Genomic DNA, 13,813 nt, shown 5'->3' on the forward strand with positions numbered 1-13,813 from the left:
ATTATTGGGTGATTTAGTAAATTATTTTTGGTTAATTCAAACTAAATTAGTATGCTTGCATAGTAAAATATTGAAAATTAATTCTTATTTTCGTTCACAAGTAATATTGTAAAACAAAAAACTATAATAATAATGAAGATATTAGTTTGCATCAGCCACGTGCCTGATACTACATCAAAAATCAATTTCACGAATGGTGACGCTGAGTTTGATACCAATGGAGTGCAATTTGTGATCAATGCTAACGATGAATATGCATTAACACGTGCCATTTGGTTTAAAGAGAAACAAGGAGCTACGGTAACAGTAGTTAATGTTGGAGGCGCTGATACAGAGCCTACCTTAAGAAAAGCATTAGCCATCGGTGCTGATGAAGCAATCCGTGTAAATGCAGTACCTACTGACGGTGTATTTGTTGCAAAACAATTAGTTGAGGTAGTGAAAAATGGTGGATACGACTTAGTACTTGCAGGAAAAGAATCATTAGACTATAACGGTGGGATGGTTCCGGGTATGTTAGCTGCTATTTTAGGTTATGATTTCATCAATTCATGTGAAGGATTGGACGTAGACGGAACAGCGGTAAAAGCAATTCGTCAGATTGATGGAGGAAAAGAAACAATATCTGGAAAATTACCAGTAGTTATTGGCGGACAAAAAGGATTAGTAGACGAGAAAGACTTGCGTATTCCAAATATGCGCGGAATCATGGCTGCTAGAACAAAAGCCTTGACTGTGCTTGAGCCAGTAGGAGCTGAAGCTGCAACTAAAGCAGTAAAATTTGAAAAACCAGCTGCAAAATCAGCTTGTAAAATGATTGCTCCGGATAACTTAGATGAGTTAATCAACTTATTGCACAACGAAGCAAAAGTGATCTAATCTAGTAATTTTTAACCTTAAAAAGAAAAAGTATGTCAGTTTTAATATATGCTGAATCAGCAGAAGGAAAATTTAAAAAAGTAGCATTAGAGTTAGCTTCTTATGCGAAAAAAGTAGCAGAATCATTGGGAACAACAGTTACAGCAGTAACGGTTAATGCTTCTGATGTTAGCGAATTAGGAAAATACGGGGTAGATAAAGTTTTAAAAGTATCTAACGATAAATTAAATACATTCAACGCTAAGGCTTATGCAGATGTGATCAAACAAGCGGCTCAAAAAGAAGGCGCAAAAGTGGTGATTTTATCTTCTTCAACTGATAGTTTATATGCAGCACCAGCGGTTGCTATTGGCTTAGATGCAGGTTTTGCTTCTAACGTAGTAGCCTTGCCAGAAAGCACTGCTCCATTTGTAGTAAAAAGAACTGGTTTTTCAAACAAAGCATTCAACTTTACAGAGATTTCTTCTGACGTTAAGGTATTGGCTTTAGGGAAAAACTCATTCGGTTTAGTAGAAGCTTCAGGAGCTGCAGCAGCAGAAGATTTTGCACCAAGCTTAAACGATGCAGATTTTAGTCTAAAAGTTGAAGGAGTAGAAAAAGTATCTGGAAAAGTAACGATTGCTGATGCGGATATTGTTGTTTCTGGTGGACGTGGAATGAAAGGTCCTGAAAACTGGGGGATGTTAGAAGATTTAGCGGAAGTATTAGGCGCTGCTCTAGCTTGTTCTAAACCAGTATCTGATGTGGGATGGAGATCACACGAAGAGCACGTAGGACAAACAGGTAAACCAGTAGCGGCTAACCTTTATATCGCAGTAGGTATTTCTGGTGCAATCCAACATATTGCGGGAGTAAACTCTTCAAAAGTGAAAGTTGTAATCAACACAGATCCAGAAGCTCCTTTCTTCAAAGTAGCGGACTATGGAATTGTAGGAGATGCTTTCCAAGTGTTACCTCAATTAGTGGAAAAATTAAAAGACTTTAAAGCGAAAAACGCTTAATAGCATTTTTTGATTTAGATAATTTACCAAGACAGTAACTAAAATCTAAAGATTGTTTATCTTTGATTTAGTTACTGTTTTTTGTTTTTATAAAAAAGATTATGAGTTTGATTAAGCTGACAGTTAAAGGAATTTCATATAGCCATTCCCAAAATGGAGCCTATGCCTTGATCTTAGATGAAGAGCACGGGGATCGAAAATTGCCTATTGTTATTGGAGCTTTTGAAGCCCAAGCCATTGCAATTGCAATTGAGGAGGAAATTCGTCCTCCTAGACCTTTAACACACGATTTATTTAAGAGTTTTGCCGATACATTCGATATTCAATTGAAACACGTGATCGTTCACAAATTGGTGGATGGCGTGTTTTTTTCAAGCTTGGTTTGGGAGAAAAATGGCATAGAAGAACTTATGGACGCCCGTACTTCCGATGCAATTGCCCTAGCTATTCGCTTTTTTGCCCCTATCTACACCTATCCTGATATCATGAACAAAGCAGGGATTATCTTAAGTGGAAGCCCTGAAGTAGAAGAAGAACCGGCAGAAGACGATATCGCCAGTCAAGTGGAACAGTTTTTAGAGCTAGACATCGAAGGAAAAGGCTATAACAAATACGGATTATCCGACTTACAGCGTTTACTCAATGAGGCTATTGGCAATGAAGACTACGAAACAGCAGCGCGAATTAGAGATGAAATTAGTAAGCGATCATAGATAAAAAGGAGGAAAGGAATGAAACAATATTTGAATTTAGTACAGGAAGTTTTAGATAAAGGCGTACAAAAAGGAGACCGCACAGGAACGGGAACAAAAAGTATTTTTGGCCACCAAATGCGCTTTGATTTAGCCGAGGGGTTTCCACTGGTTACAACCAAAAAAGTGCACTTGAAGTCTATTATACACGAACTGTTGTGGTTTTTAAAAGGAGAGACTAACATTGCTTACCTCAAAGAAAATGGCGTTCGCATTTGGGATGAATGGGCTGATGAGCATGGTGATTTAGGCCCAGTGTATGGATACCAATGGCGCAACTGGAATGGAGAGGGAATTGATCAAATTAAAGAAGTGATCGATACGTTAAAAACAAATCCAGATAGCCGACGTATAATGGTTTCTGCTTGGAACCCAAGCGTTCTACCAGATACTAGCGTTTCTTTTGCCGAGAACGTCGCAAATAACAAAGCCGCTTTACCACCGTGTCACTCGTTTTTTCAGTTCTATGTTGCAGAAGGTAAATTGTCTTGTCAACTCTACCAACGCAGTGCAGACGTGTTTTTAGGTGTGCCATTTAACATCGCTTCTTATGCGCTACTAACGATGATGGTAGCACAAGTTTGCGATTTAGAAGTGGGGGATTTTATTCACACTTTTGGCGATGTCCATATCTACAACAATCACATTGAACAAGTAAACTTGCAGTTGAGTCGCACTCCCTATGCGTTGCCAAAAATGAAAATCAATCCGAAAGTAAAAGATATTTTTAGCTTTACTTATGAGGACTTTACGTTAGAAGATTACGTATCACATCCCGCTATAAAAGGTAAAGTATCGGTATAAATTCTAATCCAAAAATGCTATGGAAAAAATAGAAGCAATTAAACAGTACGAGTACGCAAAGAACCGAATCAAACAACGCAAGATGTTATTATTTCACTTCGTTGTTTTTCTATTGGGTTCCCTAGTTTTATACGCAATTAATATGTGGGTAAAAGACCCGCAAATTGTTGGGGTTTGGTGGCCCTATGTCGTTGGTGCATGGGCATTGCTTTTGCTCTTTCACCTGATCAATGTAGTGGTCGTTAATCGCTTTATGGGACCTGCTTGGCAGGAACGCGAAATAGAACGACTCGTCTCACTCCAACAAGAAAAAATAAAACAGCTACGCGCGAAAGTAGAAAAAGACTTTCCTCTAGTAGATGTTAAACGAGATTTAAACCAAGAAGATACAAAATACTAATTCGATGGTCATTCTAATTGCTGCTGTTGCAGCGCATAACGTATTGGGCAAAGACAATGCAATCATCTGGCATTTGCCCGATGATTTTAAACACTTTAAAGCCTTAACTTCCCATCATCATATCATTATGGGACGCAAAACCTTTGAGTCGTTTCCCAAGCCTTTACCTAATCGAACACACGTAATTATCACTAGACAAAAAGACTATGTCGCTCCCGAAAATTGTATCGTTGTTCACAGTTTAGAAGAAGCGCTTGAACGAACCAAAAGGGAAGAACAAGTGTATGTAATTGGAGGTGGTGAAATTTATACCCTGGCTTTGCCTTTTGCAGACCAATTAGAATTAACCCAAGTACACGCTTCTTTTGAAGGAGATGCTTTTTTTCCTGAATTCTCACCCTCCGACTGGCAATTGGTCAAAGAGAGTTATCATCCCATCGATGAAAAACACGCCTACGCTTTTACTTTTCAAACCTATATAAGGAAGTAAATATGAAAAAGTTAATTGCTTTTCTCTTGCTTTGTGGTAGCATATCCACTCTTGCACAAGAAACAATAAACACCCAACTCTTAAACAGTGAATCACTGAGAGAACAAGAAGTTTTTATCAGTAAAGATATTTTTGACAATACATTTACACGAGAAGAAAATACGCTGCGCAAACGCAGTAAGTATTCTTCCGAAAATTTTAGCCTGCCCAAAATGGGGACGTTGAAAATGATTGATTTGACAAATTCACTGTTTCCTGTATTGTTTTATGTCGATTTTAATTCCATCGTCCTACTGAGTAAGGAGCTAGCTTTATTAAATACCATTGAGCTAACAGGGCGATTTTCTGCTATGGATCCCGCTTATGTTGCTAGCAGTACGCAAAAGAATTTGTGGATTGTCAATCAAGCGAATCAAAGCGTGTTGCGCTATAATTTAAGTACCTTAGAAGTGCGCAATATCTTTACCATTAAGGAAGAGATCAAAGCCTATCAATCCACCTTGAATTACCTCTACCGCATTACAATAGATAATAAGATTAAGGGAATTGACATCTACGGCAATGAAGTGCTGAACTATGCTATGCCTTCTGACTATGACCATATTCAAATACTAAATAATAAACAGGTATTTTATTCTCATCTAAATAAGCTCTATTACGTTGATATGGAGAAGAATATGGTTTACCAAATTCGAGTGGATGTAAAAAGCATTTCAGGCTTCTTTTATAACACTCAAAAATTGAGTATTTTTACCGAACAAAAAGTAAATAATTATCAAATAAAATTACCGTAATGCACATAGCGATTGCTGGAAATATTGGGGCGGGAAAAACAACATTAACAGACTTATTAGCAAAACATTATGGATGGGAAGCACATTATGAAGATGTCGTGGACAATCCATACTTAGATGACTTCTACCATCAAATGGATCGATGGTCATTTAATTTGCAAGTTTATTTTTTGAACAGTCGTTTTCGCCAAGTACTTCAAATCAGACAGAGTGGAAAAACAATCATTCAAGATCGAACGATATATGAGGATGCTCATATCTTTGCACCCAACTTGCATGCGATGGGGTTAATGTCTAATCGAGACTTTAAAAACTATGCTTCCCTTTTCGATTTAATGCAAGAGTTAGTAGCTGCACCAGACTTGTTGATTTATTTGAGAAGTAGCGTACCTAATTTAGTAGGGCAAATACACAAAAGAGGGCGTGAGTATGAAAACTCTATTTCGATTGAGTATCTCAGTGGATTAAATGAGCGCTATGAAAATTGGATCAAAGGATACGACAAAGGAAAACTATTAGTCATTGATGTAGATCACTTGGATTTCGTAGATAAGCCAGAAGATTTAGGGCAGATTATCGACAAAATCAACGCTGAAATCAATGGATTATTTGAGATATAAGCATAAAAAAAAGAGCCATGGCTCTTTTTTTTATTTTGTTATTCTTGACTTTCTGTAGCGGTAAAATCGTGAAAAAGCTTTTCCAAATTCTTGTTTTTCGGTTGTAGAGAAAGCGTTTTTAGGCCTTGTTGTTGAGCGAAGTCATACACGGTTGCACGATAATCTTGTCCTATAGGAAAAACCAGGTCCCATTGGGTGTCGTGTATGTGATGGGCTTGTAGCAAGTGTGGCATGCGATTGATAAATTCTATTTCAATTTTAAAGTCAAACTCAACAGAAATAATTTGCTCATTTTGATTTTCTAACAAATCATGTAGTAATTGATCTGCGACAATTTGCCCTTTTTTGATGATGATTACGCGTTCACAAATGGCTTCTACTTCTTGCATAATATGCGTCGAAAGAAAAACGGTTTTATCTTTCCCTACGGATTTAATCAACGCTCTAATTTCAATCAATTGATTGGGGTCAAGTCCAGTTGTTGGCTCATCTAAGATCAACACTTCCGGGTTGTGTAGCAAAGCAGTAGCGATTCCCACACGTTGGCGATAGCCCTTCGATAATTGGCCAATCTTTTTATGTGCTTCTGGCGTTAAGCCCGTTTGTATAATTACTTCTTCAATGCGCTCTTTTTTAACTTTGTAAATCGAAGCGTTAAATTGCAAATACTCCCTTACGTACATGTCTAAATACAGCGGATTGTGTTCGGCCAAATAGCCAATGGATTGCTGTACTTTTTTTGCTTGTGTAGCCACGTTGTATTCATTGACATAAGCCGACCCTTCATCGCTGTGAATAAAGGTGGTTAGTATTTTCATCAAGGTCGATTTACCAGCGCCATTTGGACCTAGAAAACCGACAATCTGCCCTTTAGGCACCGAGAAATTAATAGACTGTAACGCTTGTTGTTCGCCGTAATATTTACTAATATTTTCTACTTTAATAGACATATGCAAGAAGTGGTTAGTAAAAACAAATGTAGGTAAATTAATGAGAAAAACCGAAAGACATACTGAGAATGATCACAGCCATAACGATTAAAGTAATTATGATATACAAGCTGTCTTTCTCGAGGATAAAGGAAAATAAGGACAAGATAAGACGTAGGATAGGGGTAAAAAACAAAAGTAAAATACCAAGAAAAATAATCGATTCCCCATCCCAATTCGCAACGCCCTCCAAGATGTTGTGAAAAAATTCAACTAGGTTGCGATCATTCTCGACAAAAGTGGAGAAAGAAACCGTTTGTTGTGCGTCTTTCACAAGCAGAATGATACCGCCAATCAGCGTTACAGTTAACGCACTTAAAACGCCATAACGCAACACATTTCCAATTATAGTTTGCAGTTGATTATCTGTAAATTTTGAAGTACTCATGGTGTTTAGTTTTTAGATTTTACCTGTAATTCCGTTGTAAATCATGTTGAGTGCAATGATGAAGATGAGGACAGCAAAAAACATTTTTAGCTTTTTGGTATTGGCTTTCATCAATACTTTAGCACCGACCATCGAACCAATTAATACACCAATAATAACGGGCATACAAATGGTAGGTTCGATATAGCCCTTTTGGATGTAGATCACCGAACTGGCGATTGCTGTTACCCCCATCATAAAGTTACTCGTTGTCGTAGATACTTTGAAGGGAACTTTCATAATGGTGTCCATCGCAATTACTTTAAACGCTCCGGAACCAATACCTAATAATCCTGACATCATACCTGCTACGCCCATCATGCTAAATCCACCGAGAATATTCGTCATGCTGTAGTGTACTTTCTCGCCACTCGCATGAGGATAATTTCCCGCTAATTTTAGTTTTTGAGCTAATACACTCCCTTGGTTGGGGAGGACTAGGTGATCTTCTTTTTTACGAATGGAATTCATGGAAGAGAAAATGAGGGTAGCTCCGAATATAATAGCTAGCAATGATGTTGGTGCATTGGTTGAGAGAAGTGCGCCAACTACTGCCCCAATGGTGGTGGCAATTTCCAGAAACATACCCAATCTCATATTGGTAATCCCCTCGCGCACATAGGCAGATGCAGAACCAGATGAAGTCGCAATTACTGCAACTAAAGCTGTTCCAATGGCATAGTGAATGTCCACGCCTAAAAATACGGAGAGTAAAGGAATTATAATAATCCCGCCCCCAAGTCCTGATAATGAGCCGATAAAACCAGCAGCAAAGGCACCTAGGAATAGGATTAAGATAAAAGTTAGTACTGACATGTAGGTTGAATTTTTGATGAAAAGTAAAAGTATTAATTATTATAAAAAACAAAGAACAAAAAGTGACTTATCTGAGAACTTGAGTTTGAACAAATGGGATTAATTCCTTTTTTTTGGAATATAACTCGTAAATTTGTATGAAATGAAAATGTAAGAAATGAGTAAAGATTGGTTAACTGCTTTTCAAGGTCAAGCGCCCGCAATTATTGCTGGTCCATGTAGTGCTGAAACACCGGAACAATTGTTGCAAATTGCTCGCTCTTTGCCCGATGAGGTAAAAGTATTTCGTGCAGGTATTTGGAAACCCAGAACTAAACCTGGTGGTTTTGAAGGGGTAGGTGCCATTGGGCTGGATTGGATGAAACAAGTAAAGGAGGAAACAGGTTTGTTATTGGCAACAGAAGTTGCCACAGCGGAACATGTGGATTTATGCCTTGCCAATGATATCGATATCTTGTGGATTGGTGCGCGTACCGCAGTAAATCCTTTTTCAGTGCAAGAAATTGCAGAAGCTTTGAGAGGAACGGATAAAATCGTTATGCTGAAAAATCCAATTAACCCCGACTTATCGCTGTGGATGGGTGGACTAGAACGACTCGAAAAAGCGAATATCAGTAAGCTAGGACTGATTCACCGTGGGTTTAGTACCTATGAAAAAACAAAATACCGCAACATACCCGAATGGCAAATACCCTTAGACATTAAAACAGAACTGCCGCATATTCCCATTTTTTGTGACCCCTCTCATATTACAGGGCGTAGGGATCGCATTTTAGCAGTTTCTCAATTGGCGCTAGATCTCAATTTTGACGGACTGATGATAGAAACACACCTGAATCCCGATAAAGCTTGGAGTGATGCCGCTCAACAAGTGACTCCCGAACAATTGAAAACCATTTTGCACACACTTAAGTTGCGCAATATAACCGACGAGACGGAAGATTATATGCAGCAATTGCAAACCTATCGCATCCAAATTGACGATATGGATAGCAAAATACTAGATTTATTAAAAAAGAGAATGATGATTTCTGATGCGATCGGCTCGCTAAAACGCGAAAAAAATGTCGCTGTTTTTCAACAAGAAAGATGGAATAGCATTGTGGAAAAAATGATGAAAGAAGGGGAACATCTCGGATTTACAGATGAATTTATCCGTACGATTTATAACGCGATCCACCAAGAAAGTATTTATCGACAGGATCAAGTCATCAATAGAAAGGATGCATAGACACACATAGATGTAATAAATACAAAAGAGACAAAGTGATTTTCTACTTGGTCTCTTTTTTTTGCAGGAATATTTAAAATATATTTGCCTTATGAAAGGAACAGTTTATAAATCAACGGGAAGCTGGTATGTTGTAAAAGGTGAAGATGGGCAGTTTTACAATTGTCGCATCAAGGGAAAGTTTCGTATTAAGGGAATTAAAAGTACGAATCCCCTTGCAGTAGGAGATCATGTTGTCTTTGAACTAGAAACAACCAATGACACAACAACAGGTGTGATTCATGAGATCGCTCCTCGTATGAATTATATTGTGCGTAAATCAGTAAACTTATCCAAACAGGTGCATATTATCGCGTCAAATATCGATACTATGTTTTTGATTGTGACGATTGACAACCCTGTGACAACGACAAGTTTTATCGATCGATTCCTAGTAACTGCGGAAGCCTATGGCATTAAAACGGTTATAGTGTTCAATAAAATCGATACCTATTCAGAAGAAGCTTTGGATGAACAATTGTATTTACAATATATCTATACGCAGATTGGGTATGAGTGTTTGCGCGTTTCCGCTATTGAATCAAAGGGATTAGAACAGATTAAAGAGCGAATGATTGGAAAGGTATCCATGTTTTCTGGTCACTCAGGTGTTGGGAAGTCAACCCTAATCAATGCTATAGAACCGGGCCTGCACTTAAAAACAGCGCAAATCTCAGAGCAACACAAACAAGGGCAACACACCACCACTTTTGCCGAAATGTTTGATCTGACATTTGATGCAGCTATTATTGATACCCCTGGAATTCGCGGTTTTGGCGTGGTAGATATGGAGCCTCAAGAAGTGGGAGACTACTTTCCGGAGTTCTTCGCGTTAAAAGACCAATGTAAATTCAATAATTGTTTACATCGTGAAGAACCACATTGCGCAGTTAAAGAAGCTTTAGACAACGATGAACTTGCTTGGTCTCGCTATAAAACCTACATCCAAATCCTCGATGGGGAAGAAGAACATTATCGAACAGATATTTATAAAGACGGCAGAAACCAAGAGGAATAACCGTAGATTAGATAGAGAAGAGCTGACCCTCCTGGGATCAGCTCTTTTTTAGTTCTATTCTTTGAGGTAATACGTGAATCCATAGCGATAAGTAGCCATTTCTAACAATAAAACATCTTTAACGGTTTGTGATAAAGTAGTATCTTCTACAACTGCTAGTTCCATTTCTTTAGAATATGCCGTAAATACAAAAGGATTATATAGTTTGGAAAATGTACTGGAGTACAGCTTAACTATATTTTTGTAATCGTTGAAATCTTTGGAATTGGTAAATGCAAATAGGGTAGTATAATAGGCATCACTTTGATCATTCACTGTCGTTTCAAGTGCTGTTAATACCGCAATCGCCTCTTGTTTGTCGTAGGTGGTGGTGATGTTTTGCTTTTGCGCTTGATGATACACTTTGTCGTATAGTACGCCTTTTCGCTCATTGGGACTTAGAGCGGCAAGGGTGGAGTCTTGGAGCACCTCATTGACGAGCGTATAGTGTAAATAACCTAAGTCGTCCATACTATTGGCGCGAAAGGAAGCTTCTTGGATGGTTTGTATATCGGTTAGAACAGGCAATTCTGATGGTTGAATGGCCATTGTTGTACTTTTACCAGAAAATATAGCTGCAAGTGAAGCAGACGCTCCAATGATTAAGGCTTCTTTCCAATCCGCTTTTAATCCCTTTTTAGCCAAGTACATGGCCGAGGCTTTTGCATCTGCCGAAGCAACAGGTTTGAACCATTTCCAAAAAGAAGAGGTCCTTAGTTTTGGTGTTTCCTCCCTTCGCTGCTGATAGGCAGTGGTGATGACTTCATAACGATTGGTCTCTGGGGTCGGTTGCTCCAACCGGGCGGAAGAAGCTTGATCTGAACTGCATGCCGTACCTAAAAATGCAAGGCATAGGAATAGGCCATATATCTTTTTCATGGTCGTAATGATTTGGGCAACATCACAGCGATGTTGCAGATTAATAAATACACTGTTTAAAATCGTCTTTGGAACGCAGGAGAGACAAGTTTTACAATGTAAAAAAGCTCAATACCCTTGCGTTAAGGACAGTTTAGATTTTTTGCATAGGCGTACCATGCGGGTAATGGAGTTGAATAAGTGGACAAGTGCCGGCAACTTTATCGAAAATGCACTACTCTGTAAATAAGTGCATCACAAATTCTAAAAAACTACAATCATATATCTATTTTTTATTGAGGTTTTTATTTGTTATTTGTGTTTTTATTGTGTTTTCGTTAAGTTTGTAATTGTAGCGTAGTTAAATATGTTGTTATTTTATATTATTGCTAAGAAGTGAGTAATATAAAGCTAAGGCAAAAAGATAGTTATATTTGTTAAGGCAAGGTTAAAATGCAGGTTAAAAATTAGCCTATTTGTTCAACTCTTTTACTCCTAGAAAATGGAGGACGACCTACACTTTAGTTTAGAACTTGCCTTTTCTTCGTTTCTCCTATCTCTTCCTTCTCCTTGTTTTACGCCTTCTTCCTAAATCGTCGCTAAATTTGGAGGTCAAACTGTTGGAGTTTTGTATTTTTGAGATGGATAATAAAATGTAAAACACGAAATGAAAAAAGTTGTATTAATTACGCTGGGAATTTTTAGTTTTAATTGTTTGGCTCAGCAGAAGTCAATTCCACCAGCTGATCTAGTACAAACAGCACCAACGATTCATGTAGAAGAAGAGATGTTTAATAAAGCTAGTGCTGTTGTATTAAATGAAGAAGGGGTAGTAGACTTTGAGTTTTCGGAAGAAAGTGGATTTGCAGTTGTACAAAAAGTCAAGCGACTAATTCAAATTAATACAAAAGAGGGAATAGCCCATGCGAGCTTACTCCTGCCTTATTACGTTAATCGCTACACGACAGAGTCGGTTGAAATCGACTCGTATAAAATTTTCCGCACTACCCAAGGGAAAGAGGAAGTTATTGAAGTGAAAGCTGCCGAGAATCGCTTCGTGCACGACGGCCTTTACAGTAAAGAAATTATCGTAAATGACATTCGAATTGGCGATCGAATTGCATATAGCTATACCAAAAAAATAGACAATATAGACGTGATTCCTACTTGGTATTTTCAAGGGGACATTCCAAAACTTCAAAGCAGCTATACCGTTAATATACCTGATAATTTAACCTATTTTCTAACGAAAACAGGAGGGTTGACTCTTCGAGAGACAAAAACCGTAACGGAAACTGCACGTGATTTAGCTCGAAATAAATGGGGAACATCCTATCGCTATAAAGAAGCAATTTTAGGTTTTCAAGCCAAAGCGGTTCCAGCATTTGAAAATGAACCTTTTTCGACTAATGCACAGCAGAATATTAGTTCCGTTCGCTTTGATTTAATCCAATTTCAATATCCCATGAGCCCGTCTGTAGTAATTCCACACGAAAAAGAAGCGGTAGCCAAAGAAATATACAAGGATAGAAAATTCGGAAACGAATTAAAACAAGATAAATACTGGAATAAAACGCTAGAACATATTGACCTAAGTGGATTAAATGCCATGGAGAAAGCCCAAAAAGTAATTGCCTATGTTCAGCAACACATCAAATGGGATCAGCACTATGGCTATTGGACAGATAAGGGAGTGAAAAGAGCAATGAGCCAGGGGCAGGGAAATAGTGCAGATCTAAATTTGGCGCTAATAGGGGCCTTGCGCGCAGCGGGCTTTCAGGCCAATCCCATTGTCCTTAGTACACAGTCTAATGGGGTTGCCCCCATTTTATTCACGCGTTTCTTAAATCACGTTATTGTAGGACTCCAAATAGAAGATCAATTTTATGTTCTCGATGGGACAATGGAAGACGCCCTGCTAAATGTATTGCCCTTTGAAGATTTAAACGGATATGGGTGGATGATTACGGATAAATTTAGTGTGACACAAGTGGATCTAACGCCAAGGCAGATTTCGTTTAAACAAGAAGAATTTCAGTTGACGCTAGATGAATCTGGACATGCAACTGGAACGATGAAAGGCCTCCTCACGCGTTATGAAGCACTAGCCTTTAAATCAAACTACGCAGAGAGTATGCTGAATAGAAGCCGCAGTGATATTGAAGGGCGTAGTTCACAATTATTTTTGAGTCATGGGGAGATCAAATCAACCGAAAACAAGGATATCGATCTAGCGTTCCAGGTGCGAAAATTTAACTTTGCAACAGTAGATCCAAAAAATAACACCTTGACCTTTACTCCTTTGGAGTTGTATCGAGATAAAGCCAACCCGTTTGAAAACCCGGTGAGACAAACCGATATTCACTTTCTTTATCCCTTTATGGATATGTATAAATTAGTGGTTCAGTTGCCTGAAGGGTATCGATTGAAATACTATCCTAAGGATGAGGTGTTTGCCAATTCAAAAATTGGGGCTAATATGATTTATGAAGTAAAGGTGTTAGAGGGGAATCAACTGCAAATAGGGTTGAGTTTACGCCTGCAAAAAACGGTCATCCCTAAAGAAGATTACGGCGAGCTTCGCCTGTTGTATGCTATGATACAGCAGCAGATCAAAGAGCATCATGTCGTACTAGAGCGAATAAAATAATTAGAA

15 protein-coding genes are annotated in these 13,813 nt (G+C 38.3%); 11 read left to right on the forward strand and 4 right to left on the reverse strand.

Annotated elements, in window-relative coordinates; translation table 11 throughout:
- The first annotated feature begins 132 nt into the window (after window positions 1-132).
- The 8 genes from HX062_RS02615 (at window position 133) to HX062_RS02650 (ending at window position 5,740) form a co-directional block, all read left to right on the forward strand.
- Window positions 133-879 (forward strand): electron transfer flavoprotein subunit beta/FixA family protein, encoded by a 747-nt coding sequence (locus HX062_RS02615; RefSeq protein ID WP_286466298.1) that lies wholly within the window; start codon window positions 133-135, stop codon window positions 877-879.
- 32 nt (window positions 880-911) lie between these two features.
- Window positions 912-1,880 carry an electron transfer flavoprotein subunit alpha/FixB family protein gene (locus tag HX062_RS02620; protein WP_182625639.1) on the forward strand — a complete coding sequence of 323 codons (969 nt, stop codon included), beginning with the start codon at window positions 912-914 and terminating at the stop codon, window positions 1,878-1,880.
- 101 nt (window positions 1,881-1,981) lie between these two features.
- On the forward strand, window positions 1,982-2,593 hold the full coding sequence (locus tag HX062_RS02625; RefSeq protein ID WP_182625640.1) for a bifunctional nuclease family protein: 612 nt from the start codon (window positions 1,982-1,984) through the stop codon (window positions 2,591-2,593).
- Window positions 2,594-2,611: 18 nt separating this feature from the next.
- Complete coding sequence (locus tag HX062_RS02630; protein ID WP_182625641.1) at window positions 2,612-3,436, forward strand: thymidylate synthase; 825 nt, start codon at window positions 2,612-2,614, stop codon at window positions 3,434-3,436.
- Between the two features lie 19 nt (window positions 3,437-3,455).
- Window positions 3,456-3,836 carry a 2TM domain-containing protein gene (locus tag HX062_RS02635; protein ID WP_182625642.1) on the forward strand — a complete coding sequence of 127 codons (381 nt, stop codon included), beginning with the start codon at window positions 3,456-3,458 and terminating at the stop codon, window positions 3,834-3,836.
- 4 nt (window positions 3,837-3,840) lie between these two features.
- Window positions 3,841-4,326 carry a dihydrofolate reductase gene (locus HX062_RS02640; RefSeq protein ID WP_182625643.1) on the forward strand — a complete coding sequence of 162 codons (486 nt, stop codon included), beginning with the start codon at window positions 3,841-3,843 and terminating at the stop codon, window positions 4,324-4,326.
- A 2-nt stretch (window positions 4,327-4,328) separates the two neighbouring features.
- Complete coding sequence (locus HX062_RS02645; protein WP_286466301.1) at window positions 4,329-5,120, forward strand: hypothetical protein; 792 nt, start codon at window positions 4,329-4,331, stop codon at window positions 5,118-5,120.
- Window positions 5,120-5,740: a deoxynucleoside kinase gene (locus tag HX062_RS02650; RefSeq protein ID WP_182625645.1), complete on the forward strand. Its 621-nt coding sequence runs from the start codon at window positions 5,120-5,122 to the stop codon at window positions 5,738-5,740. The genes HX062_RS02645 and HX062_RS02650 overlap by 1 nt, the downstream gene beginning before the upstream one ends.
- A gap of 38 nt (window positions 5,741-5,778) precedes the next feature.
- On the opposite strand, the gene gldA is transcribed toward HX062_RS02650, so the two are convergent.
- Genes gldA through HX062_RS02665 form a run of 3 tightly spaced genes read right to left on the reverse strand, consistent with a single transcriptional unit; the run spans window position 5,779 to window position 7,972 of the window.
- Window positions 5,779-6,690 (reverse strand): gliding motility-associated ABC transporter ATP-binding subunit GldA, encoded by a 912-nt coding sequence (gene gldA, locus HX062_RS02655; protein ID WP_182625646.1) that lies wholly within the window; start codon window positions 6,688-6,690, stop codon window positions 5,779-5,781.
- Between the two features lie 37 nt (window positions 6,691-6,727).
- Window positions 6,728-7,117 (reverse strand): DUF1634 domain-containing protein, encoded by a 390-nt coding sequence (locus tag HX062_RS02660; protein WP_286466302.1) that lies wholly within the window; start codon window positions 7,115-7,117, stop codon window positions 6,728-6,730.
- Window positions 7,118-7,129: 12 nt separating this feature from the next.
- Complete coding sequence (locus tag HX062_RS02665; protein WP_286466303.1) at window positions 7,130-7,972, reverse strand: sulfite exporter TauE/SafE family protein; 843 nt, start codon at window positions 7,970-7,972, stop codon at window positions 7,130-7,132.
- 157 nt (window positions 7,973-8,129) lie between these two features.
- Between HX062_RS02665 and HX062_RS02670 the strand changes: the two genes are divergently transcribed.
- Complete coding sequence (locus HX062_RS02670) at window positions 8,130-9,203, forward strand: chorismate mutase (RefSeq protein WP_286466304.1); 1,074 nt, start codon at window positions 8,130-8,132, stop codon at window positions 9,201-9,203.
- A 91-nt stretch (window positions 9,204-9,294) separates the two neighbouring features.
- Complete coding sequence (gene rsgA / locus HX062_RS02675; protein WP_286466306.1) at window positions 9,295-10,260, forward strand: ribosome small subunit-dependent GTPase A; 966 nt, start codon at window positions 9,295-9,297, stop codon at window positions 10,258-10,260.
- 54 nt (window positions 10,261-10,314) lie between these two features.
- On the opposite strand, the gene HX062_RS02680 is transcribed toward rsgA, so the two are convergent.
- Entirely contained in the window at window positions 10,315-11,178 is an 864-nt protein-coding gene (locus HX062_RS02680; protein ID WP_286466307.1) for a hypothetical protein, read from the reverse strand.
- Window positions 11,179-11,824: 646 nt separating this feature from the next.
- Between HX062_RS02680 and HX062_RS02685 the strand changes: the two genes are divergently transcribed.
- The gene (locus HX062_RS02685; protein WP_286466308.1) at window positions 11,825-13,807 is read left to right on the forward strand and encodes a transglutaminase family protein; all 1,983 of its coding nucleotides are present in this window, start codon (window positions 11,825-11,827) and stop codon (window positions 13,805-13,807) included.
- Window positions 13,808-13,813 lie beyond the last annotated feature (6 nt).

This window comes from Myroides sp. DF42-4-2 (assembly GCF_030326445.1).
Lineage (GTDB): Bacteria > Bacteroidota > Bacteroidia > Flavobacteriales > Flavobacteriaceae > Flavobacterium.

Excerpts from the sequence above, each read along its gene's own strand:
- HX062_RS02615 (WP_286466298.1), top strand. The coding sequence starts at position 133 with ATGAAGATATTAGTTTGCATCAGCCACGTGCCTGATACTACATCAAAA.
- HX062_RS02620 (WP_182625639.1), top strand. The coding sequence starts at position 912 with ATGTCAGTTTTAATATATGCTGAATCAGCAGAAGGAAAATTTAAAAAA.
- HX062_RS02625 (WP_182625640.1), top strand. The coding sequence starts at position 1,982 with ATGAGTTTGATTAAGCTGACAGTTAAAGGAATTTCATATAGCCATTCC.
- HX062_RS02630 (WP_182625641.1), top strand. The coding sequence starts at position 2,612 with ATGAAACAATATTTGAATTTAGTACAGGAAGTTTTAGATAAAGGCGTA.
- HX062_RS02635 (WP_182625642.1), top strand. The coding sequence starts at position 3,456 with ATGGAAAAAATAGAAGCAATTAAACAGTACGAGTACGCAAAGAACCGA.
- HX062_RS02640 (WP_182625643.1), top strand. The coding sequence starts at position 3,841 with ATGGTCATTCTAATTGCTGCTGTTGCAGCGCATAACGTATTGGGCAAA.
- HX062_RS02645 (WP_286466301.1), top strand. The coding sequence starts at position 4,329 with ATGAAAAAGTTAATTGCTTTTCTCTTGCTTTGTGGTAGCATATCCACT.
- HX062_RS02650 (WP_182625645.1), top strand. The coding sequence starts at position 5,120 with ATGCACATAGCGATTGCTGGAAATATTGGGGCGGGAAAAACAACATTA.
- gldA (WP_182625646.1), bottom strand. The coding sequence starts at position 6,690 with ATGTCTATTAAAGTAGAAAATATTAGTAAATATTACGGCGAACAACAA.
- HX062_RS02660 (WP_286466302.1), bottom strand. The coding sequence starts at position 7,117 with ATGAGTACTTCAAAATTTACAGATAATCAACTGCAAACTATAATTGGA.
- HX062_RS02665 (WP_286466303.1), bottom strand. The coding sequence starts at position 7,972 with ATGTCAGTACTAACTTTTATCTTAATCCTATTCCTAGGTGCCTTTGCT.
- HX062_RS02670 (WP_286466304.1), top strand. The coding sequence starts at position 8,130 with ATGAGTAAAGATTGGTTAACTGCTTTTCAAGGTCAAGCGCCCGCAATT.
- rsgA (WP_286466306.1), top strand. The coding sequence starts at position 9,295 with ATGAAAGGAACAGTTTATAAATCAACGGGAAGCTGGTATGTTGTAAAA.
- HX062_RS02680 (WP_286466307.1), bottom strand. The coding sequence starts at position 11,178 with ATGAAAAAGATATATGGCCTATTCCTATGCCTTGCATTTTTAGGTACG.
- HX062_RS02685 (WP_286466308.1), top strand. The coding sequence starts at position 11,825 with ATGAAAAAAGTTGTATTAATTACGCTGGGAATTTTTAGTTTTAATTGT.